General features: G+C 45.2%; 22 protein-coding genes. 21 read left to right on the forward strand and 1 reads right to left on the reverse strand.

The window, feature by feature from the left end:
- Positions 1–11 precede the first annotated feature (11 nt).
- From flhF to DPF90_RS12860, 21 genes are all read left to right on the forward strand, one after another.
- A complete protein-coding gene (gene flhF / locus DPF90_RS12760) occupies positions 12–1,484 on the forward strand; it encodes a flagellar biosynthesis GTPase FlhF (RefSeq protein ID WP_114786737.1) in 1,473 nt (490 codons plus the stop codon).
- A gap of 13 nt (positions 1,485–1,497) precedes the next feature.
- Positions 1,498–2,385, forward strand: coding sequence for a MinD/ParA family protein (locus DPF90_RS12765; protein ID WP_114786738.1), 888 nt, complete (start codon positions 1,498–1,500; stop codon positions 2,383–2,385).
- Complete coding sequence (locus DPF90_RS12770; RefSeq protein WP_114786739.1) at positions 2,378–3,112, forward strand: RNA polymerase sigma factor FliA; 735 nt, start codon at positions 2,378–2,380, stop codon at positions 3,110–3,112. The genes DPF90_RS12765 and DPF90_RS12770 overlap by 8 nt, the downstream gene beginning before the upstream one ends.
- A 45-nt stretch (positions 3,113–3,157) precedes the next feature.
- Entirely contained in the window at positions 3,158–3,526 is a 369-nt protein-coding gene (gene cheY, locus DPF90_RS12775; protein ID WP_114786770.1) for a chemotaxis response regulator CheY, read from the forward strand.
- Between the two features lie 40 nt (positions 3,527–3,566).
- Positions 3,567–4,286, forward strand: a complete 720-nt coding sequence (locus tag DPF90_RS12780) for a protein phosphatase CheZ (protein WP_114786740.1) — start codon at positions 3,567–3,569, stop codon at positions 4,284–4,286.
- A 9-nt stretch (positions 4,287–4,295) separates the two neighbouring features.
- Entirely contained in the window at positions 4,296–6,503 is a 2,208-nt protein-coding gene (locus tag DPF90_RS12785) for a chemotaxis protein CheA (protein WP_114786741.1), read from the forward strand.
- A gap of 24 nt (positions 6,504–6,527) precedes the next feature.
- The gene (locus DPF90_RS12790) at positions 6,528–7,640 is read left to right on the forward strand and encodes a protein-glutamate methylesterase/protein-glutamine glutaminase (RefSeq protein WP_114786742.1); all 1,113 of its coding nucleotides are present in this window, start codon (positions 6,528–6,530) and stop codon (positions 7,638–7,640) included.
- A gap of 9 nt (positions 7,641–7,649) precedes the next feature.
- Positions 7,650–8,426, forward strand: coding sequence for a ParA family protein (locus tag DPF90_RS12795; RefSeq protein ID WP_114786743.1), 777 nt, complete (start codon positions 7,650–7,652; stop codon positions 8,424–8,426).
- Positions 8,419–9,405 (forward strand): chemotaxis protein CheW, encoded by a 987-nt coding sequence (locus DPF90_RS12800; protein ID WP_114786744.1) that lies wholly within the window; start codon positions 8,419–8,421, stop codon positions 9,403–9,405. The genes DPF90_RS12795 and DPF90_RS12800 overlap by 8 nt, the downstream gene beginning before the upstream one ends.
- Positions 9,406–9,442: 37 nt before the next feature.
- Complete coding sequence (locus DPF90_RS12805) at positions 9,443–9,937, forward strand: chemotaxis protein CheW (RefSeq protein WP_114786745.1); 495 nt, start codon at positions 9,443–9,445, stop codon at positions 9,935–9,937.
- Positions 9,937–10,437, forward strand: coding sequence for a DUF2802 domain-containing protein (locus tag DPF90_RS12810; protein WP_114786746.1), 501 nt, complete (start codon positions 9,937–9,939; stop codon positions 10,435–10,437). The genes DPF90_RS12805 and DPF90_RS12810 overlap by 1 nt, the downstream gene beginning before the upstream one ends.
- A gap of 192 nt (positions 10,438–10,629) precedes the next feature.
- On the forward strand, positions 10,630–11,268 hold the full coding sequence (gene ccmA, locus DPF90_RS12815) for a cytochrome c biogenesis heme-transporting ATPase CcmA (RefSeq protein ID WP_114786747.1): 639 nt from the start codon (positions 10,630–10,632) through the stop codon (positions 11,266–11,268).
- Complete coding sequence (gene ccmB, locus DPF90_RS12820) at positions 11,253–11,921, forward strand: heme exporter protein CcmB (protein WP_114786748.1); 669 nt, start codon at positions 11,253–11,255, stop codon at positions 11,919–11,921. The genes ccmA and ccmB overlap by 16 nt, the downstream gene beginning before the upstream one ends.
- Positions 11,922–12,030: 109 nt before the next feature.
- Positions 12,031–12,783, forward strand: a complete 753-nt coding sequence (locus DPF90_RS12825; RefSeq protein WP_114786749.1) for a heme ABC transporter permease — start codon at positions 12,031–12,033, stop codon at positions 12,781–12,783.
- A gap of 4 nt (positions 12,784–12,787) precedes the next feature.
- Positions 12,788–12,994 carry a heme exporter protein CcmD gene (gene ccmD / locus DPF90_RS12830; protein WP_114786750.1) on the forward strand — a complete coding sequence of 69 codons (207 nt, stop codon included), beginning with the start codon at positions 12,788–12,790 and terminating at the stop codon, positions 12,992–12,994.
- Positions 12,991–13,476 (forward strand): cytochrome c maturation protein CcmE, encoded by a 486-nt coding sequence (ccmE, locus tag DPF90_RS12835; RefSeq protein ID WP_114786751.1) that lies wholly within the window; start codon positions 12,991–12,993, stop codon positions 13,474–13,476. Before ccmD ends, ccmE begins: the two co-directional genes overlap by 4 nt.
- Entirely contained in the window at positions 13,473–15,431 is a 1,959-nt protein-coding gene (locus DPF90_RS12840; RefSeq protein WP_114786752.1) for a heme lyase CcmF/NrfE family subunit, read from the forward strand. Before ccmE ends, DPF90_RS12840 begins: the two co-directional genes overlap by 4 nt.
- On the forward strand, positions 15,431–15,985 hold the full coding sequence (locus DPF90_RS12845) for a DsbE family thiol:disulfide interchange protein (RefSeq protein WP_114786753.1): 555 nt from the start codon (positions 15,431–15,433) through the stop codon (positions 15,983–15,985). Before DPF90_RS12840 ends, DPF90_RS12845 begins: the two co-directional genes overlap by 1 nt.
- The gene (locus DPF90_RS12850; protein ID WP_114786754.1) at positions 15,982–16,461 is read left to right on the forward strand and encodes a cytochrome c-type biogenesis protein; all 480 of its coding nucleotides are present in this window, start codon (positions 15,982–15,984) and stop codon (positions 16,459–16,461) included. The genes DPF90_RS12845 and DPF90_RS12850 overlap by 4 nt, the downstream gene beginning before the upstream one ends.
- Positions 16,461–17,678: a c-type cytochrome biogenesis protein CcmI gene (gene ccmI / locus DPF90_RS12855; RefSeq protein WP_114786755.1), complete on the forward strand. Its 1,218-nt coding sequence runs from the start codon at positions 16,461–16,463 to the stop codon at positions 17,676–17,678. The genes DPF90_RS12850 and ccmI overlap by 1 nt, the downstream gene beginning before the upstream one ends.
- A gap of 75 nt (positions 17,679–17,753) precedes the next feature.
- Entirely contained in the window at positions 17,754–18,515 is a 762-nt protein-coding gene (locus DPF90_RS12860; protein ID WP_114786756.1) for an MlaA family lipoprotein, read from the forward strand.
- 66 nt (positions 18,516–18,581) lie between these two features.
- Here DPF90_RS12860 and DPF90_RS12865 read toward each other — a convergent pair whose 3' ends face one another.
- A complete protein-coding gene (locus DPF90_RS12865; protein ID WP_114786757.1) occupies positions 18,582–19,892 on the reverse strand; it encodes an outer membrane protein transport protein in 1,311 nt (436 codons plus the stop codon).
- Between the last annotated feature and the right edge of the window lie 161 nt (positions 19,893–20,053).

Raw genomic sequence — 20,053 nt, forward strand, 5'->3', positions numbered from 1 at the left:
GGACATAGACTTTGAAGATTAAACGATTTTTTGCTAAAGACATGCGCACCGCTTTGCTGCAAGTGAAACATCAGTTAGGCGATGATGCGGTTATCATGTCGAATAAAAAAGTCGCTGGTGGCATAGAAATTGTTGCAGCGGTTGATAATGAAACAGCTGCTGCTCGTTCAGCGGCCAAAAAAGCATCGCAGCCTCGTCAAAGTAATGCTCAGACTACTGCGAATAAAAACGCTACTGTCAGTAAACAGCGCGCGCTAGAGGAAGACAAAGTTAGCTTACAAGCCAAAGCTGGCAATGGCTCTATGACAAAGCGCTTTGCCCACATGCTGAAACAATATAGTGACGCGACAGCAGATAGGCGGGAGAGTGAAGAAGACAATCCCGATTCACTGTCTTCACTGCTCAAACGGCAGTCGAATGCGAACAATCAGGTCAATGGTGTAAAGCTTCGTGAAGACTCTCCTCTCGCCAAACTTATTGCTCAAGATAAAAGTGGGGAACAGCAGCTGCGCCTGGACCCAAGTCGTTATGAGCGGAATCGTAAAGATGAATCAGCAGCGGGTAATGACGAGCTAGAAGAAATGCGCGAAGAGATGACTTCGATTCGTCGACTGCTAGAGCATCAGGTTTCTGGCCTCATGTGGCAAGAAGTCGAGCGTCGTGAGCCATTAAGAGCCATGCTTATCAAACGTTTGGAGCGGATGGGAGTGTCTGCAGATCTTGCTGATCAGTTAGCCTGTTATATACCAGAAGATACTGCGCCAACGAAAGCGTGGAAAGCTTTGCTTGGCCTAGTGTCAGATCAAGTGCCGATTTCGAAGCAAGATATCATTAAGCGTGGTGGGGTTGTTGCTTTGCTTGGGCCTACAGGAGTGGGAAAAACTACGACGGTGGCTAAGCTAGCGGCAAGAGCAGCGATGGAATACGGTTCAGATAATGTCGCACTAGTTACCACAGACACTTATCGGATTGGTGCGCATGAGCAGTTAGCCATTTACGGAAGAATCATGGGATGTGCCGTAAAAGTTGCTAAAGATTCCAAAGAGTTAGCCGATGTAATTTACCAATTGAGGAACCGTCGTTTAATTCTTGTTGATACCGCAGGTATGGGGCAAAGAGACGTACGTTTATCCGAACAATTAGATACATTAATGCACGAAAGTGGAGAAGTTATTCATAGCTATCTTGTGTTGCCTGCGACAGCTCAAAGAAAAGTTTTGCAAGAAACTATCGATCATTTCCAGAGGATTCCTCTATCAGGGTGTATCCTTACTAAATTAGATGAATCGTTAAGTCTCGGTGAGTTTGTAAGTGTCGTTGTGCAAAATGCGCTACCAGTGGCCTACATCGCTAATGGGCAAAGAGTTCCAGAAGACATAGTGATAGCTCAGCCCAAATACATGGTAGCGAAAGCAAACGAATTGTTAGAGAAGTCGACAGATAATGAACCTCACTATTGGAACAGTGAAGTAGAAAGGTTCTAGGCGGCGGACGATTATGACGAAAAAAATGATACAAGACCAAGCGAGTGGACTACGTCGTTTAACACAACCTTCTCTTACCAAAGTGATTGCTGTCACAGGTGGAAAAGGTGGGGTTGGCAAATCCAATGTAACCTTAGGGCTGGCTATGTGTATGGCCCGACAAGGCAAAAAGGTTATGGTTTTGGATGCCGATCTTGGGTTGGCAAATGTCGATGTTATGCTTGGGATACGCTCAAAGAAAAATCTAGGGCACGTTCTAGCGGGGGAGTGTGAGCTCAAAGATGCTATTGTTGAAGGACCATATGGAATCAAGATAATACCAGCAACATCGGGTACACAGGCAATGACGGAATTGTCCCATGCACAGCACGCTGGGCTCATTCGCGCTTTTGGTACTCTAGAAGATGAGATGGATGTCTTGCTTATTGATACTGCAGCTGGAATTTCAGACATGGTAGTGAGTTTTTCACGCGCAGCCCAAGATGTGGTCGTGGTGGTCTGTGATGAGCCTTCATCTATTACAGATGCTTATGCTTTGATTAAACTTTTAAGTAATGAGCATCAAGTTCAAAGATTTAAAATTGTTGCTAATATGGTCAGAAGCTATCGTGAAGGGAGAGAATTGTTCGCAAAATTGACTTTGGTCACAGAGCGATTCTTGAATGTTGGTATCGAGCTCGTAGCATGTATCCCATTAGATGATAAAGTTCGACAAGCTGTTAAAAAACAAAAGATTGTAGTGGACGCATTTCCCCGGTCACCTGCATCATTAGCGCTTGGGTCTTTGGCAAATAAAGCATTAACTTGGCCGATTCCCAATACCCCGAGTGGACATCTGGAGTTTTTTGTAGAACGCTTACTTCATACAACAGAGATGTTAGAGGAACCATTTGGTGAATAAGGCATTGACCTATGACCAACACGCAAATCAAGACAGCCGACGAGCATTTTTAGAAAAATACTCAGTGCTCGTTAAACGCATTGCTCACCATTTGCTCGGTCGTTTGCCACCGAGTGTTCAGGTTGAGGATCTTATCCAAGCAGGAATGATAGGGCTGCTCGAAGCACAAAAAAATTATGATGGTAGCAAAGGAGCAAGTTTTGAAACCTATGCTGGCATTCGCATTCGGGGTGCTATGCTTGATGATATACGTCGTGGAGATTGGGTGCCTCGTTCGGTACACAAAAACAGTCGTGAAATTAGCCAAGCTATTTCTCAACTGGAAGGTGAGCTTAATCGAGACCCAACAGATGCAGAGGTCGCCAAACGGATGGAGATGAGTCTAGAACAATACCATAGTGCTTTGGCCGATATAAATTGTTCTCGTCTTATTGGTATGGACGATTTAGGGGTGTCAGAAGATGCGATTTCTCACGAAGATGCAGACGAAGAAAATGTCCCATTTCAAGGGGTAGCAGATGAGTATTTTCGCACCGCTCTGATAGAATCTATTAAATCACTACCTGAAAGAGAAGCTCTTGTTCTTTCGCTTTATTACGATGAAGAGTTAAACTTGAAGGAAATCGGTGAAGTAATTGGCGTTAGCGAATCACGCGTAAGCCAGATACTGAGCCAATCAATGCAACGTCTACGCACAAAGCTAAGTGTTTGGACAAACGATGACTAGAAATCACTGACATAGAACTCAGTGGAGGCAATTTTGAATAAAAATATGAAGATCCTTATTGTTGACGACTTTTCAACAATGCGCCGTATCGTTAAGAACCTACTTCGCGACTTGGGGTTTAACAATACACAAGAAGCGGACGATGGCTTAACGGCGTTACCAATGCTCAAAAAAGGTGATTTCGAATTTGTTGTGACGGATTGGAACATGCCTGGTATGCAGGGGATAGACCTTCTAAAGCATATTCGCGCCGACGATGAGCTGAAGCATTTACCAGTATTGATGATCACGGCGGAGGCGAAGCGTGAACAGATAGTTGAAGCGGCGCAAGCTGGTGTAAACGGTTATATAGTTAAGCCGTTCACTGCAGCAACACTAAAAGAAAAATTAGATAAAATCTTCGAACGTTTATAAGTCAATAAATTGACGCAGGGACGCGAAAGGCCAATTCAGAATGATTTCATTAGAACAGGCGAAGCACCTCGTAGAGTTGTTAGAAAGTGATCAGCAAGAAGAAGCTGACAAACTTGTGGTGAGTATACAGGAAAGTTCTCCTAATCCGGTTTTTCAAGAAATCGGTGAGTTAACTCGTGATTTGCATGAGTCTTTAAAACAATTCAGTGGGGACGACCGCATTAGTGCGATAGCAAATGCTGAAATTCCTGATGCGAAGGACCGACTTCAGTACGTGATTGATAAAACGGAAACGGCGGCCAATAAAACTATGGATGCAGTCGATAGGTGCATGCCGATTGCGGATAATTTACATGAGGGGTTACTTAAAGTTCGCCCTCAATGGAATGAGCTCATGCACGGAAGGATTGAGCTTGCTGAATTCAAAGTGCTTTGCCATCGTATTGATGAGTTACTAGGTGAAGTAGAAGGGGACAGTTCTGAGCTGCGAGGACAACTGACAGAAATTCTTATGGCGCAGGACTTCCAAGATTTAACTGGTCAGATTATTAGTAGAGTGATCACTTTAGTCAATGAAGTAGAAGGCCGGCTTGTTGAGATTCTGACCGCATTCGGTGCGGAGCAGCTTGAAGAAGCGGAACATAATAAAAATAAATCATCGATAGACCCAGAGGGGCCAATACTCAACGCTCATGAAAGGGAAGACGCAGTTGCATCACAAGATGAAGTTGACGACTTACTCTCGAGTCTTGGGTTTTAGAGGTAACTTATGAGTTATGAATTAGACGAAGATATTCTACAGGACTTTCTAGTTGAAGCAGGGGAAATTCTAGAGCTTCTTTCAGAGCAGTTGGTAGAACTTGAAAATAATCCAAATGATAAAGATCTGCTCAATGCAATTTTCCGGGGCTTCCACACAGTTAAAGGTGGTGCAGGATTTTTGGCACTGACGGAACTGGTCGATACCTGCCACGGTGCAGAGAATGTGTTCGATATCTTACGTAATGGCCAACGAGATGTTTCTTCGGGCCTGATGGACACCATGCTCACCGCTTTAGATACAGTTAACGAACAATTCCAGGCAGTGCAGGAGCGTGAACCTTTACCAAAGGCAGATCAGGCTCTTTTGGATGAGTTACATCGTCTAAGCAAGCCTCAGTCTGAAGACGAAGCTGGTGGCGGCGAAGCTGAAGCAAGTGCGCCTGCAGAAGAGCCTGCCGCCCCTGAACCTGCAGCGCCCGCTGAACCTGAAGCTTCGGGTGGTGATGGCGGTTCTATTGATGAAATTACCCAAGATGAGTTTGATAAACTCCTCGATGAACTGCACGGAGAGGGGGCTTCTCCAGCTGATGATGCAGGTTCAGACGGTGGCGCTGCGGCACCAGCGGCTGATAGCGGTGATATCACCGACGATGAATTCGAAAAATTGTTAGACGACCTGCATGGTTCAGGTAAGGGGCCAGGAGAAGAAGGAGGTACCCCTCCAGCAGAAACCAAAGCCGACGCAGCACCTCAAGGTGGTGATGATGGCTTAATGACCGATGACGACTTTGATAAATTACTCGATGATATTCATGGCGCAGGCAAAGGCCCGACGATTGAAGAGCTAGACGCAGCAAGTAAACCTGCTTCAGAGAATGCCGCTCCTGCTGCTAAGGCTGAAGCGCCAAAAGAAGAAACGCCTCCTCCAGCTCCGAAAGCAGAACAGCCAGCGGCAGCATCTGCCAAACCAGCGGAAAAAGCAGCACCGCCAGCTAAGAAAGAAGCAGCGCCGCCAGCTAAGAAAGCCCAGCCTCAAGCCGAAGCCACCGTTCGGGTCGATACCTCGACACTTGATACCATTATGAACATGGTCGGTGAGTTGGTATTGGTTCGTAACCGCTTGCTTAGCTTGGGGTTAAATAGTAACGACGAAGAAATGGCGAAAGCGGTAGCAAACCTTGATGTAGTAACAGCCGATCTTCAAGGCGCGGTAATGAAGACTCGAATGCAGCCGATCAAAAAGGTATTTGGCCGTTTCCCTCGAGTTGTGCGCGATATAGCCCGTACTCTGAAAAAAGACATCAATTTGGAGATGCGTGGGGAAGAAACCGATCTCGATAAAAACCTAGTTGAAGCGTTAGCGGATCCACTGATTCACTTGGTTCGTAACTCGCTAGACCATGGTATTGAGATGCCGGACGATCGTGTCAAGGCTGGTAAGCCTCAGCAAGGTAAAGTAATTCTTTCAGCCTCTCAGGAAGGTGACCATATTGAATTGGCCATTGTCGATGATGGTGGCGGTATGGACCCAGAGAAACTAAGAGGAATTGCGGTTTCACGTGGAATGATGGACGAAGATGCGGCCTCACGTTTAACGAACAAAGAGTGTTTTAACCTCATCTTTATGCCTGGTTTCTCAAGTAAAGAAGAAATCTCAGATATATCAGGGCGTGGTGTAGGTATGGACGTGGTGAAAACCGCCATCAATACACTCAATGGCTCTATCGACATTGACTCTGAAATGGGCAAAGGAACTAAGATTACGATCAAAGTGCCTTTGACCCTCGCTATCTTGCCAACCCTGATGGTAGGGGTTGCAGGCAACCCATTTGCACTTCCGTTGGCGAGTGTGAATGAAATTTTCCATCTTGATTTGAGCAGAACCAATGTTGTCGATGGACAGCTAACCATCATTGTTCGAGAAAAGTCTATACCTCTGTTTTATCTACAGAACTGGCTAGCTCCTAAATCCGCAGATATGGAGCTTCGCAAAGGCCATGGACATGTCGTTATTGTGCAAATTGGTAGCCAGAGAGTTGGATTTGTCGTTGATACTTTAATAGGGCAAGAAGAAGTGGTTATCAAACCTCTCGACAGTATGCTTCAAGGAACGCCGGGCATGGCCGGTGCGACGATCACCAGTGACGGGCATATTGCTCTGATTTTGGACGTTCCAGATTTGCTCAAGCAGTATGCAGCTGCTTCTCGAATCTAAGTCGCAGAATAATAAAGGATAACTATGGCGATTAAAGTTTTAGTAGTTGATGATTCGAGTTTTTTTCGTCGCCGAGTCAGCGAGATAATTAACGCAGAGCCTCGCCTAGAGGTGATGGATGTGGCGACCAATGGCAAAGAGGCGGTCGATAAGGCATTACGTCTTAAGCCTGACGTGATCACTATGGACATAGAAATGCCAGTTATGGATGGTATCACTGCCGTTCGTGAAATCATGGCCAAAGGTCCAATTCCAATACTGATGTTTTCATCACTTACTCATGACGGAGCAAAAGCTACTCTAGATGCTTTAGATGCAGGAGCGCTAGATTTTCTACCCAAGAAGTTTGAAGATATTGCTCGTAACCGCGATGATGCAGTGTCATTACTACAGCAGCGAGTGATAGAAATCTCTTCTCGTCGTTCCTCTATGAGAAGGCCTGCAAGTAAGCCAGCAGCCCCTTCCGCTATTTCTGCACCTGCTTCTTCAGCTCAGAGAACGACTAAACCTGCAGCGCCAACAAAACCCTCATCCGCTGGACGTTTTAAATCGACAGGGAAGCGTTATCAGCTAACGGCAATAGGAACCTCTACGGGTGGCCCTGTGGCTCTGCAAAAAATTCTGACCCAGTTGCCTGCGAACTACCCTCATCCGATTTTACTCATACAGCACATGCCAGCCACTTTCACGGCAGCCTTCGCGAGTCGTTTAAATTCTTTGTGTAAAATCAAAGTTAAAGAGGCTGAAGATGGCGATTCACTTAAGCCTGGTGTGGCATATCTTGCTCCTGGCGGAAAACAAATGATGATCGATGGACGTCCAGGTTCAGCCAAGCTCCGCGTGATTGATGGCGGCGAAAAAATGAATTACAAGCCCTGTGTCGATGTCACCTTTGGTAGTGCCGCTAAGATTTATTCCGATCAAGTACTATCGATGGTACTAACCGGTATGGGAGCTGATGGCAGAGAAGGAGCCCGAATGCTGAAAAGTGCGGGCGCGACGATTTGGGCGCAAGACGAGGATAGCTGTGTGGTATATGGTATGCCACAAGCCGTTGCAAAAGCAGGCTTATCGACTGAAGATTTACCGTTGGATCGGATAGCAGAGCGTATGCTAGTTGAAGTAGGTTTGTCCTAGGGGTAACGCATGATTGTTTGGAGTATTGCAAACCAGAAAGGCGGTGTTGGTAAAACGACAACGACTATTACACTTGCTGGATTGCTAAGCAAGCAGGGTAAGCGTGTGTTGTTAGTCGACACTGACCCTCATGCATCTCTGACCACATATTTGGGCTATGATCCTGACGGCGTCGAGGCAAGTTTATTTGACCTTTTTCAATTAAAAGAATTCAGTGAAGACACTGTGTTGCCTCTGATAATGAAATCGGATGTAGAGTGTATAGACATCGTTCCTGCTCATATGTCTCTGGCGACTTTAGACAGAGTAATGGGTAATAGAAGCGGTATGGGGTTGATACTCAAGCGAGCATTAATGGCGATTGAACAACACTATGATTATGTTTTGATTGATTGTCCGCCTATACTCGGAGTGATGATGGTTAATGCGTTGGCAGCAAGTAATCGTATCTTAATTCCAGTGCAGACCGAATTCTTGGCGATGAAAGGGTTAGAGAGGATGGTGAGAACGTTAGCCATAATGCAGAAATCACGCGATAACGCATTTAACGTCACCATTGTTCCGACTATGTACGACAAACGGACTAATGCATCCTTACAGACGTTGCAAAAGTTGAAAAAAGAATACCCTGAACAGGTGTGGACATCGGCAGTACCCATTGATACCAAGTTCAGAGACGCGAGTTTAAAGCATCTTCCAGTATCACATTTTGCTTCTGGAAGCCGTGGAGTTTTTGCCTATAAACAGCTGTTAATTTATTTAGAAAGGTTGGCTGTGAATGAGTAGCAACACCTTGATCTCAAGTGAACAGGCGCTGGAAGAATATTTTTCAGCACTCTTGGATGAATCATTAGAAGTTGATGAAAAGTTAGACTCTCCAGAAAACTACACAGATCCAATGTTTGAGTTGGAGCCTGCTGCGCTGCCACAAGAAGAAGAGTCTCACTATGCTCCACCTGCGGTGGAGGTGGAATTACCCAATCTCGATGATGTTGAGCGACTTTTAGAGCAGTTGGAGTCAACTAACCCAGTCGCCGAGCTCCAGCTTGAAGAAGTGATGGAGCAAAATACGGATCAGATATCAGAAACCAATACGGTTGTTGAAGAAGTACAAGACTGGCCCACAGAAGAGCCAAACTTAGCACCAGAGATTGATGTAGAACCTCAAGAAGAAGTAGTAGCCAAGAAAGTAGCGCAGCCAGAGGTTGAGATAGCACCAGCACAACCAGAAGTTGAAACGGTCGAAGAGGTTTCTGAACAGCCACAAGTTCAGTCAGGTGATGGTGAATCAGGAGTTTGGCGTTCCACCATACGCGACCAAGAGTTTCAGGTTCTATATTTTGATGTAAACGGTGTGACTTTTGCCGTTTCTCTTGATGAGTTAGGTGGAATTCATCGAATTGCTGAACTTAATCATCTTATTGGTCGCCCTGATTGGTATTTGGGGTTACAAACAGGGCGAGACGCACAGCTTGATGTGGTAGACACGGCAAAATGGGTTATGTCTGAGAAGCTATCCGATGAAAAGTATAAAGATGAATATCAGTATATTGTTATGCTGGATGAAAGTATGTGGGGATTGGCTTCGACTCAACTTATGGGGACGGAGTCGCTAGATCCAGGCAAGGTGCGCTGGCGTAAAACTGCAGGGAAACGACCTTGGTTGGCGGGTATGGTCAAAGAAAAAATGTGTGCTTTGATCCATGTTGAAGCATTGATAGCTATGCTTAATGCAGGACTTGATGTAAAAGCCTTGGACAAATAAAACGTTTATGCCGATTTTGGCTTAGAGAGGAATAGGTATGTCTCAAACGAATGAAGTCGAAGTGAGAAAGGACCAGTCAAACGACGAAGTACTTCAGTGGGTGACGTTCCAACTAGAAGAAGAGACCTATGGTATCAATGTAATGCAAGTGCGTGAGGTACTGCGTTACACAGAGATTGCTCCAGTACCAGGTGCCCCAGATTATGTTCTTGGGATTATCAACCTGCGTGGTAATGTTGTCACTGTTATTGATACCCGCTCACGCTTTGGCTTGATGCAAGGCGAAATCACGGATAATACTCGAATTATCGTGATTGAGTCTGAGCACCAAGTGATAGGCATTCTAGTAGATAGCGTGGCAGAAGTTGTGTACTTGAGGTCTTCTGAAATCGACACCACTCCAAGTGTGGGTACTGACGAAAGTGCTAAGTTCATTCAGGGTGTTAGCAACCGTGATGGTAAATTGCTCATTCTTGTGGATTTGAACAAACTGCTAACTGATGAAGAATGGGATGAGATGGCTCATCTATAATGGAAGCAGTTGTTTTGACCAATGCTCCTGCAATAGCGGGAGTGGTTGCGTTGGTAATGGTTATACTCTTGGCGGTCTTCATATTGCGACTGAAGAAAAATCAAAGTGTTACATCAGATCATTGGCAGCAGAAGAGTCGGTATTTAGACAAAGAGTTACAGAAAGCGAACAAGCAGCTTCTTGAAGTCCGTTCTGTAGTGGTTGGGTTGGGGCAAAGGGTAAGCGAACAGCAAGATATTATCCAGCACCTCAATGAGAGGATTGCCGAACTTGAGCAAGAAGATGGTGACGGACGTTTGTATTCAAGGGCGACTAAGATGGTGCAACTTGGCGCTGACGTCAATGAACTTATCCAAGAATGTGAGTTGCCCAAAGCTGAAGCTGAATTGATGCTCTCTTTGCAAAAAAAAATAGCAGGTAAAGAGAAAGTGCCTCCTCTTAGTTCTGACTCTCAGGGTAGTCAGTCTTCACTATCCAAAAGAGCTAGGAAAAAATCTTAATACAGAATTTAAAGGATGCCACAGGCATCCTTTTTTGTGTCTAAGTGTTAATACTCAGCCTGTATTTGTATGAAATATGGCAGATTATTTACATAAACTTACGGTGTTTCGTGATGGACTGCGGCCTAATTCTATTTAGTGTCAGTATGGCTGTGTTACTATAGCGCCATTGATTTTAAGCAGCGAATATACATGTTAGAAGCATCCCAGCTTACTGCCGTTAGAGACAGTAAAGTGTTGTTTGAGTCACTTTCATTTACGCTAAATGATGGAGATTTAGTGCAAGTGGAAGGTCGAAACGGAACGGGGAAAACGACCTTATTACGTATTATCACTGGACTTGCTGAACGTGAAAGTGGCAACGTGTTTTGGAACGGGCAAAGCATTGAGTCAAACCGAGAATCCTTTCATCAAGATTTGCTGTTTTTGGGGCATCAAACAGGCATAAAGCGTGAATTGACCGCTTATGAAAACTTACGCTTCTATCTTAATCTTCATTCTGACCACTCAATAGATAAGGCAAGCATATACAAGGCTTTAATGAAAGTTGGGTTGGTGGGGCGTGAAGATGTGCCAGTGGCTAAATTGTCTGCTGGTCAGCAGCGTCGGGTAGCACTTGCTCGCTTATGGCTCAGCCAGCACAAGCTTTGGATTTTAGACGAGCCCTTGACCGCGATTGATAAGCAAGGTGTAAGGGTTCTAGAATCACTTTTTCTTGAGCATATTGATAAGGGAGGTATCGTCCTTTTGACGACCCATCAGGATATGTTTACCGACCACCCGAGATTGAAAAAAATCACTTTAGGTAATGAGCCATGCTTGCAGCAATGAATCGCATTATTCAGCGAGAACTTCTGATAGCCTTTCGTCGTCAGGCAGATATTTTTAACCCGCTGTGGTTTTTCATTATCGTTATCACCTTATTCCCTCTAAGCATCGGGCCTGAGCCTAATTTGTTGGCTCGTATTGCATCAGGTATCGTTTGGGTGGCAGCACTCTTGTCCGCACTCCTTTCTTTAGAAAGGTTGTTTAGAGATGACTTTCAGGACGGCGCTTTGGAACAGTTGATGTTGATGCCTTTGCCTCTGCCTGTGGTTGTTATTTCTAAAGTGATCGCCCACTGGATGCTGACTGGATTCCCCCTTATTTTGATCAGTCCACTTTTAGCCATCCTACTTTCCCTAGATTTCAACTCATGGCTAGCAGTCGTAGCAACTTTGCTCGTTGGTACGCCAACATTAAGCTTTATCGGTGCAATTGGTGTTGCTTTGACTGTCGGGTTACAAAAAGGCGGGGTGCTACTGAGTTTGCTTGTTCTGCCGCTTTATATCCCAATATTGATATTTGCGACATCTGCAATTGATGCCGCGTCTTTGGGAATGGCGTATAAAGGTCAGTTGGCTATTCTTGGGGCTATGTTGGTGGGGTCAATAACCTTAACACCTTTTGCAATTGCTTCTGCTCTTAGAGTAAGCGTTAACTAGTGGATTTTGATCAAGAACAAGACATCCTTTTTTCCCTAAGCGACATAATAACAATATATCGGTCAGATACAGAGACCAAAACAACATTGAAATGAGAGTGAGAATAACAATGTGGAAGTGGCTCCATCCTTATGCTAAGCCTGAAGCTGCCTATCGTCTATGTGGTAAGTTGCTACCTTGGTTTGCGATATTGTCGTTACTGCTTTTATCTCTAGGTTCGTTATGGGGGCTGGCTTTTGCTCCTGCAGACTACCAACAGGGTGATAGCTTTCGAATAATCTATATACATGTTCCAGCTGCCATTTGGTCGATGGGCGTGTATATGTCTATGGCTATCGCTGCTTTTATTGGTTTGGTATGGCAAATGAAGTTATCTGATATGGCCGCTTCAGCGATGGCTCCTATCGGAGCGGTTTATACCTTTATAGCACTAGTTACAGGAGCCATATGGGGCAAACCTATGTGGGGTGCATGGTGGGTATGGGATGCTCGCCTTACCTCTGAGTTAATTCTCTTATTTCTTTATTTGGGCGTGATTGCGCTCTATCAGGCCTTTGATGACCAGAGGACAGCAGCCAAAGCGGCGGGTATCTTGGCGATTGTCGGAGTGGTCAATCTGCCTATTATCCATTTTTCTGTGGAGTGGTGGAACACGCTTCATCAAGGTGCAACCATCACTAAATTTGCGAAACCATCGATTGCTAGCGATATGCTATGGCCTCTTTTGATTAATATTCTCGGTTTTGCATTTTTCTTTGCGACATTAACCATGGTTCGCTTACGTAATGAAATCATAAGTAAAGAGAGCCATCGTCCATGGGTGGCGTCTGTGGCCAAAGCTAGACTTCAGGGAGGTGAATAATCCAATGTATTTTGAGTCTTTAAGCGATTTTCTGGCGATGGGAGGATACTCGGCTTATGTATGGAGTGCCTTTGGTATTACCTTTGCCTCAATGATGATCCTATTTCTGCTGAGTCTGCGCCGTGGTAACCAATTACTCGAAGAAGTCCAGTCAAAAATTGATCGACAAGCTCGAATCGATGCCGCGAAAAATATGGAGAATACGTTATGAATCCGAGGCGTAAAAAACGGCTGGGGATAGTACTCGCCATTTTCCTTGGTATGAGCGCGACTATTGGTCTCATGCTCTATGCCCTAAATCAGAACATGGACCTATTCTATACGCCTAGTGAGTTAGTTGATGGCAAGCCTGATGGTACAAAGCCAGCAGTTGGCCAGCGCTTACGTATCGGCGGTATGGTGGTCAAAGGGTCAGTAAAAAGGGACCCTGAATCACTTAAAGTCTCGTTTGAGCTGCACGATGTCGGTCCTAAAGTGACCGTGCTTTATGATGGGATTCTTCCGGATTTATTTCGAGAGGGACAAGGTATTGTGGCCCAAGGAGTACTAAAAAATTCCACCACGGTTGAAGCCTTTGAAGTGCTTGCCAAGCATGACGAAGAATACATGCCGCCAGAGATTGCTGAGGCGATGAAAAAAAACCACCAGCCGCTTGAGTATAGCCAGCAACAAAAACAAGGAAGTGGTCAATGATTGTTGAGATTGGTCATTTTGCCCTTATCGTATCACTGGCGATGGCAGTGTTATTAAGTATCCTGCCTTTAATTGGCGCCTCACGAAATAACATCTTACTAATGAACACCGCAAGGCCACTGTCTTGGGGAATGTTTCTATTGCTTGCTTTGTCGTTTGGCGTGCTGTTGTGGGCATTTTATAGCAATGACTTTACCCTTACTTATGTGGCAACCAACTCAAATAGTCAGTTACCTTGGTATTATCGCTTGACTGCGGTTTGGGGGGCTCATGAAGGCTCTTTGCTGCTTTGGGTTTTAATTCAAGCGATATGGACAGTAGCTGTTGCAACTTTTAGTCGAGGTATGCCTCAGGAATCGGTGGCGAGAGTTTTGGCTGTGATGGGGATGATAAGCGTTGGATTTCTTCTGTTTATTATTGTCACATCAAACCCTTTTTTAAGGACCTTACCCTTTTTCCCTGTTGATGGACGCGACCTCAATCCCCTATTGCAAGACCCAGGTCTAATTATTCATCCTCCTATGCTTTATATGGGTTACGTGGGCTTTTCCGTTGCCTTTTCATTTGCGATTGCGTCATTAATGACTGGCAGACTGGATACGGCTTGGGCACGTTGGTCACGGCCTTGGACTACCGCGGCTTGGTTGTTTCTGACTCTAGGAATTGCTCTAGGTTCTTGGTGGGCTTACTACGAACTAGGTTGGGGGGGCTGGTGGTTTTGGGATCCAGTAGAAAACGCTTCCTTTATGCCATGGTTAGCGGGTACTGCGCTGATGCATTCACTCGCAGTCACAGAAAAGCGAGGTACATTTAAAGCTTGGACTGTACTTTTAGCCATTTCTGCATTTTCTCTGAGCTTACTTGGCACATTTTTAGTTCGCTCGGGAATTTTGGTGTCTGTGCATGCATTTGCCTCCGATCCTTCGCGGGGCATGTTCATTCTTCTTTTCTTGGTATTTGTGATAGGTGGTTCGTTACTCCTATTTGCTGTTAAAGGTTCTAAAGTGCGCTCGCGTGGTCACTTTGAACTTGTGTCTCGAGAGAACACGCTGCTGGTCAATAATGTCTTGCTGATTGCCGGTTTAGTGGTAGTGCTTATTGGCACCTTACTCCCGCTTGTGCACAAACAAATAGGTTTGGGTTCAGTATCAATTGGTGCGCCATTCTTTGATCTCTTGTTTGCATGGCTGATGGTACCCTTTGCATTCTTTTTGGGGATTGGACCACTTATTCGCTGGAAGCGAGACAATCTCTCAGGCTTAGCCAAACCCATATTGGTTTCAGGGCTAGCCTCATTGATTTTGGCGTATGTCTTAGTGGCACTGCTTGCCGATTTCTTCCAGTTTATGGCTTATATCGGTTGGGTGATGGCACTGTGGATCATCTTTATGCATTGTTTTGAGCTACACCAGAGAGCAACCCATAGACACAGTTTTACTGTCGGTGTCACCAAGCTTCAGCGTAGTCATTGGGCAATGATGTTTGGTCATATCGGCCTTGCTGTCAGCATTATCGGTATTGCCATGGTGCAAAACTACAGTATTGAACGTGATGTTCGTTTGGCGCCGGGTCAAAGCTACAACATCCAAGGGTATGACTTCTACTTTAAAGGGATAAAAGATAAGAATGGCCCAAACTATGATGGCTTTGTTGCGGACTTTAAGGTCAGTCACCAAGGGGAGTACTTAAACACTTTGCATGCAGAGAAGCGTTTTTATCGCACAGCACGTTCCATGATGACAGAGGCGGCAATCGATCGTGGTCTTACGCGGGATCTCTATATTGCTATGGGTGAGCGCTTAGATGATGATAAATCCTGGGCGGTGCGAATTTACTACAAACCTTTTGTACGATGGATTTGGGCTGGGGCTTTACTTATGGCGCTTGCTGGTGTGATTGCCATTAGTGACAAACGCTATCGCTTTAGAAAAAGTGCAAAAATGCAGGAGGCGTGATGCATAAAAAATTACTCTTTATACCTCTAGTTGCGTTTTTGGCCTTGGTCAGTGTTTTTGCCACGCAATTGTTTCGAAACTCTCACGGTGACGATCCGACCAAGCTTGAATCTGTGCTTATCGGTCAGCCAGTACCTCAATTTAAGCTTGAAGACTTAGCAGAGCCAGGCAAGCTCTACGATCAATCCATATTCAAAGGTGAACCTTTACTTCTGAATGTGTGGGCGACTTGGTGCTCGACTTGTTATGTGGAGCATCAGTACCTCAATAAGTTGGCCTCGCAGGGTGTTAAGATCATTGGCATGAACTATAAAGATGATCGCACCAAAGCCGTTAAGTGGCTTAACGAGCTGGGTAATCCTTATTTGATAAGCCTATTTGATGGTACCGGCATGCTTGGCCTCGATCTGGGTGTGTATGGAGCGCCAGAAACCTTTTTGATCGATGCTAAGGGCGTGATTCGTTATCGTCATGCAAGTAATGTCGGTGACCGCAGCTGGAACGATGACATTAAACCTATCTATGACAAGTTGGTTGCGGAGGCTAAACAGTGAAAAACACCGTCTTTTTCATCTTACTCAGCGCCATTTTATCTTTTGCAGCCCACGCATCGATTCAAATCTATGAGTTTGAGGATCTAGAGCAAGAGCAGCAATTTAAAGAGCTGAGTAGCACTCTTAGATGTCCTAAATGTCAAAACAATACGATTGCAGATTCCAACGCGGAATTGGCCGTCGATATAAGGCAAAAAGTATATGAAATGACCAAACAAGGTAAGTCCAAGCAAGATATTGTTGACTACATGGTGGCGAGATATGGCAACTTTGTGACTTACAAGCCGCCCTTTACCCTTGCGACTGCCATCTTATGGCTTGGGCCAATTTTTGTGGTGATATTTGGTTTTGGTTTTATTTTTGTGCGTTCGCGTAAAAAACAGGTTCGGATACATGAGGACGAGAATTGGAATCAAGCCAAAGAAGCGCGCCTTAAAGCTCTTTTACAACAAGATGATGATGGAGATAAGCAGTAATGACGTTATTTTGGATAGCTTCAGCCATTCTTATCTTGCTTAGCCTGATTTTGATGGGCATTCCTTTTATTCGTAGAAAAAACAATAGTGATGACGTACTGCGTGATGAGCTCAATAAGGCGCTGTATAAAGACAGGTTATCTGAGCTTGCCGAAGAGACCCAAGAAGGCTTAGTCGATGATCAGCAGGAATTAGTTGATGATCTTAAACAGTCACTGCTAGATGACGTTCCTGATCAAAACTCAGTTAAAGGCTCAGTGGCGATATCTCCTATGGCTATTTTGCTGCCTTCTATGGTGTTTATCATCGCATTGTCATACGCCATGTACTTTAAATTCGGCGCGTCAACTAAGGTAGAAGATTGGCAACAAGTCAGTGCGAACTTGCCCGCGCTATCTAAGAAGTTATTGGTGCCTGAGGGGGCTGCGCTCAGCGATGATGAAATGCGCGATCTGACGCTTGCTTTGCGTACCCGCTTACATTATCACCCCGATGATTCAACAGGGTGGCTCTTGCTCGGCAGAATAGCTCTGGCTAACCGTGATGTCGTGACAGCCGTTGGCGCGATGAAAAAAGCCTATGCCCTCAAATCTGACGATGATGATATCAAACTAGGTTACGCTCAAGCTCTAATCTTGTCGCAAGATGAACTTGATCAGACTCTTGCGCGTCGCATCCTTGGCCAATTAGTGCAAAATGATTACGTCGATTTACGCGTATTCTCATTATTGGCATTCGACGCGTACGAAAGAGAAGATTATACTGCTGCCATCCGTTACTGGAAGGTGATGCAACGTATGATTGGGCCTGAAGATAGCCGTTATCAAATGCTAACGCGCAGTATTGATAATGCTCAGGAACAATTGGGTGATTCCGCGGTCAGTAATACGTCAGTCTCTGTTTCTATCTCACTGAGTGAAAAGGTAAAACTTGACCAAGATTCGGCGTTGATTGTTTCGGTTCATACAGCTGATGGCTCGCCTATGCCAGTTGCGGCGGCAAGGTACCCATTGGGGAGTTTTCCTCGAACCGTAGTTCTTGATGATTCTAATAGTATGTTGCAAGATCGTAAGCTATCCTCATTGGAGTCACTTATGGTACGTGTTCGTCTCGATTCAGACGGCAACGTAGCGACTAAGCAAGGGGACTGGTTTGGTGAGAGCGAAATCGTTAAAATGGGTCAACCTGTTACGGTTAGTATTAATAAACAATATTAACCAAGCTTATTCGCGCAATAAATTGATAGAAGGCCGGTGCTAAATAGTGCCGGCCTTTGTTTGGAAGTTAGAACAATGAATAGTATTAAGCCCCAGATGTGGGCAATGTTTTGTGGTGTTATGTTTTTGATGGGGTGCGCCAGCGCGCCTCAAGACTCAGCGCACGGTGAGTCAGAGGTTAACGACCCGATTGAGGGGTTCAACCGCAGTATGTGGGCGATAAACTATGACTACTTAGATCCTTACTTTGTGCGGCCTGTCTCCTTGGCTTATGTCAACTATGTTCCTGATCCTGTTCGCCAAGGTATTGCAAACTTTTTAAGTAACCTTGATGAGCCAGCGAGTGTGATCAATAACTTGGTAATGGGTAATGGCCACAAGGCAATTGACCACTTTAACCGTTTTTGGATTAACAGTACCTTTGGTTTATTAGGCCTTATCGATGTGGCGTCGGCCGCTGGTATTACCCATCATAATAACAAGTCGTTTGGCGATGCCGTTGGGCATTATGGTGTGGGTAATGGCCCCTACGTTATGGTGCCAGGTTACGGACCTTGGACGGTGAGAGAATCTGCTGACTTAGTCGACAGCACCTATGTTCCTCTGTCGCTTTTAAATATTTGGGCAGGACTTGGCAAGTGGGCACTTGAGGGTATGGAAACCAGAGCTGCTTTAGTCTCCCAAGAAGCTATGCTTGAGAACTCGCCTGATCCATACGTACTAACGCGAGATGCCTATCTGCAAAATCAGGACTTCAACGCCGAGATTGAAAAGCCCGAACAATTTGATGCAGAAGAAGAAGCCTATCTTGACGACTATCTCGATGAAGACTTCTAATAAAAAAAGCTTGGTTTATTGACCAAGCTTTTTTTCATGCCAGTTTAGCTTGAAGCTCTGTCTGGCTTAAAATCGATAGCTGGCTTGAACACCGATAAGCCAAATATTCCCTTTAGTTTCGCCAAAAAACTGGCCTGCTAAGGCTTGCGAGGTATCGTCAGAGGCATAGCCGCGTGATTCTGTGATTGGCGCATCTTTGGCTAGAATGTAGGTTAATCCGCCATCTAGGGTAAAGTTTTTAGTAAAGCCGTAGCTTGCGCCTAGACTTAGCCAAGTGCGATCGGTTTCTGGGATAGTAATGGTGCGATTTTTATCACTCACCGCCGACGTGTCATAGGCAATACCGGTGCGAAGTGCCAATTTAGGGTCAAGCTGATAAGTTGCGCCCAGTGCTAGGCGATAGTTATCTTGCCAGTTTTCAACTTTGACCATTTTGCTGCCTAATGTGTTTAATTGGGCCTCTAATTTTTCAAAGCTGCTCCAATCTGTCCAGTTTAGGCTGGCATGAATGGCGAGTTTCTCTGTCAGTTGATGAAAGCTTGCTAATTCGGCTGTGGCAGGCAGGACAAGATCCATACTGCCATTATCGCGATTGCCATTACTTAGGCTTAAATCAAATCCTGCGCCTGTGGCATAGCCTTCAAGTTTAAGTTGCACTTCGGATTTGTAGGTAAAGCCAATACGGTGCTCTTGGTTGATTTGCCACGCCGCGCCAACTTGCCAGCCCCAAGCATTATCATCGCCTTCCATATATTTAAGGTCTGTACCTTGGGGTAGAGCTTGAGCATTGTTGGCTGGCGCTTTTGCGCCAAAGCTGCCTTCGCCCATCACATAGCGAACACCGCCGCCAATACTCAGGTCTTGATTGATTTGATAGGCTGCGTTGAGGTTAGCTTCCATTGTGGTAACGCTGGCTTGATTGCCAAAGTGAGCGGCGGCGAAATCATTATCCAGATTAGTTTCCATCCCGTAGTTGGTCCCCAGCGCTAAGCCAATTGCCACTTGATCCGAGTATTTATGCGAAAGGTAAAAATTAGGGATAATCGCATCATCGGCAAAATCTGATTTAGACGCATTGGTCGTGGGTAAGCTTGGGTTCAATGATTTAGAGCCGTTTACTGTACCATCGACATCCACATTGGGGTTGACGTAAATAGCGCCAAGCGATAATTGTGTGCCATCAAGATAGGTGAGCATAGCTGGGTTTCGCCACTGTGCGCTGGCATTATCTGCCATCGCCGCTTCACCAGCATAGGCGCGGCCAAGGCCAGTTGCCGAGTATTCGGCTAATTGAAAACCAGCCGCTGTTGCTGTATGTGAAGCAGAAATAAGGCCTGCGCCCACTGCAAGGGAGAGAAAAGTAATTCTTGTTTTCATGGTAATTTGTCGCTGACTTATTTAATAAATGTCAGATGATATTAAAATTAGAGTTAATACTTTAAAAACAAAAAACACCTTAGCGATTATCTTTGCAATAAAATATCGCCACTAAGGTAAATTTTTATATAAATCACTGATTCGTTGTTTTATTTTGCTTT

It is taken from the genome of Vibrio tetraodonis (assembly GCF_003350295.1).
Lineage (GTDB): Bacteria > Pseudomonadota > Gammaproteobacteria > Enterobacterales > Vibrionaceae > Vibrio > Vibrio tetraodonis.

Bases quoted from the DNA above. Each gene is read 5' to 3' on its own strand.
- DPF90_RS12790 (WP_114786742.1), top strand. From the start codon at position 6,528: ATGGCGATTAAAGTTTTAGTAGTTGATGATTCGAGTTTTTTTCGTCGC.
- DPF90_RS12825 (WP_114786749.1), top strand. From the start codon at position 12,031: ATGTGGAAGTGGCTCCATCCTTATGCTAAGCCTGAAGCTGCCTATCGT.
- cheY (WP_114786770.1), top strand. From the start codon at position 3,158: ATGAAGATCCTTATTGTTGACGACTTTTCAACAATGCGCCGTATCGTT.
- DPF90_RS12785 (WP_114786741.1), top strand. From the start codon at position 4,296: ATGAGTTATGAATTAGACGAAGATATTCTACAGGACTTTCTAGTTGAA.
- DPF90_RS12805 (WP_114786745.1), top strand. From the start codon at position 9,443: ATGTCTCAAACGAATGAAGTCGAAGTGAGAAAGGACCAGTCAAACGAC.
- DPF90_RS12765 (WP_114786738.1), top strand. From the start codon at position 1,498: ATGACGAAAAAAATGATACAAGACCAAGCGAGTGGACTACGTCGTTTA.
- DPF90_RS12865 (WP_114786757.1), bottom strand. From the start codon at position 19,892: ATGAAAACAAGAATTACTTTTCTCTCCCTTGCAGTGGGCGCAGGCCTT.
- DPF90_RS12780 (WP_114786740.1), top strand. From the start codon at position 3,567: ATGATTTCATTAGAACAGGCGAAGCACCTCGTAGAGTTGTTAGAAAGT.
- DPF90_RS12810 (WP_114786746.1), top strand. From the start codon at position 9,937: ATGGAAGCAGTTGTTTTGACCAATGCTCCTGCAATAGCGGGAGTGGTT.
- ccmE (WP_114786751.1), top strand. From the start codon at position 12,991: ATGAATCCGAGGCGTAAAAAACGGCTGGGGATAGTACTCGCCATTTTC.
- ccmA (WP_114786747.1), top strand. From the start codon at position 10,630: ATGTTAGAAGCATCCCAGCTTACTGCCGTTAGAGACAGTAAAGTGTTG.
- ccmI (WP_114786755.1), top strand. From the start codon at position 16,461: ATGACGTTATTTTGGATAGCTTCAGCCATTCTTATCTTGCTTAGCCTG.
- DPF90_RS12860 (WP_114786756.1), top strand. From the start codon at position 17,754: ATGAATAGTATTAAGCCCCAGATGTGGGCAATGTTTTGTGGTGTTATG.
- DPF90_RS12800 (WP_114786744.1), top strand. From the start codon at position 8,419: ATGAGTAGCAACACCTTGATCTCAAGTGAACAGGCGCTGGAAGAATAT.
- DPF90_RS12795 (WP_114786743.1), top strand. From the start codon at position 7,650: ATGATTGTTTGGAGTATTGCAAACCAGAAAGGCGGTGTTGGTAAAACG.
- DPF90_RS12845 (WP_114786753.1), top strand. From the start codon at position 15,431: ATGCATAAAAAATTACTCTTTATACCTCTAGTTGCGTTTTTGGCCTTG.
- DPF90_RS12840 (WP_114786752.1), top strand. From the start codon at position 13,473: ATGATTGTTGAGATTGGTCATTTTGCCCTTATCGTATCACTGGCGATG.
- ccmD (WP_114786750.1), top strand. From the start codon at position 12,788: ATGTATTTTGAGTCTTTAAGCGATTTTCTGGCGATGGGAGGATACTCG.
- ccmB (WP_114786748.1), top strand. From the start codon at position 11,253: ATGCTTGCAGCAATGAATCGCATTATTCAGCGAGAACTTCTGATAGCC.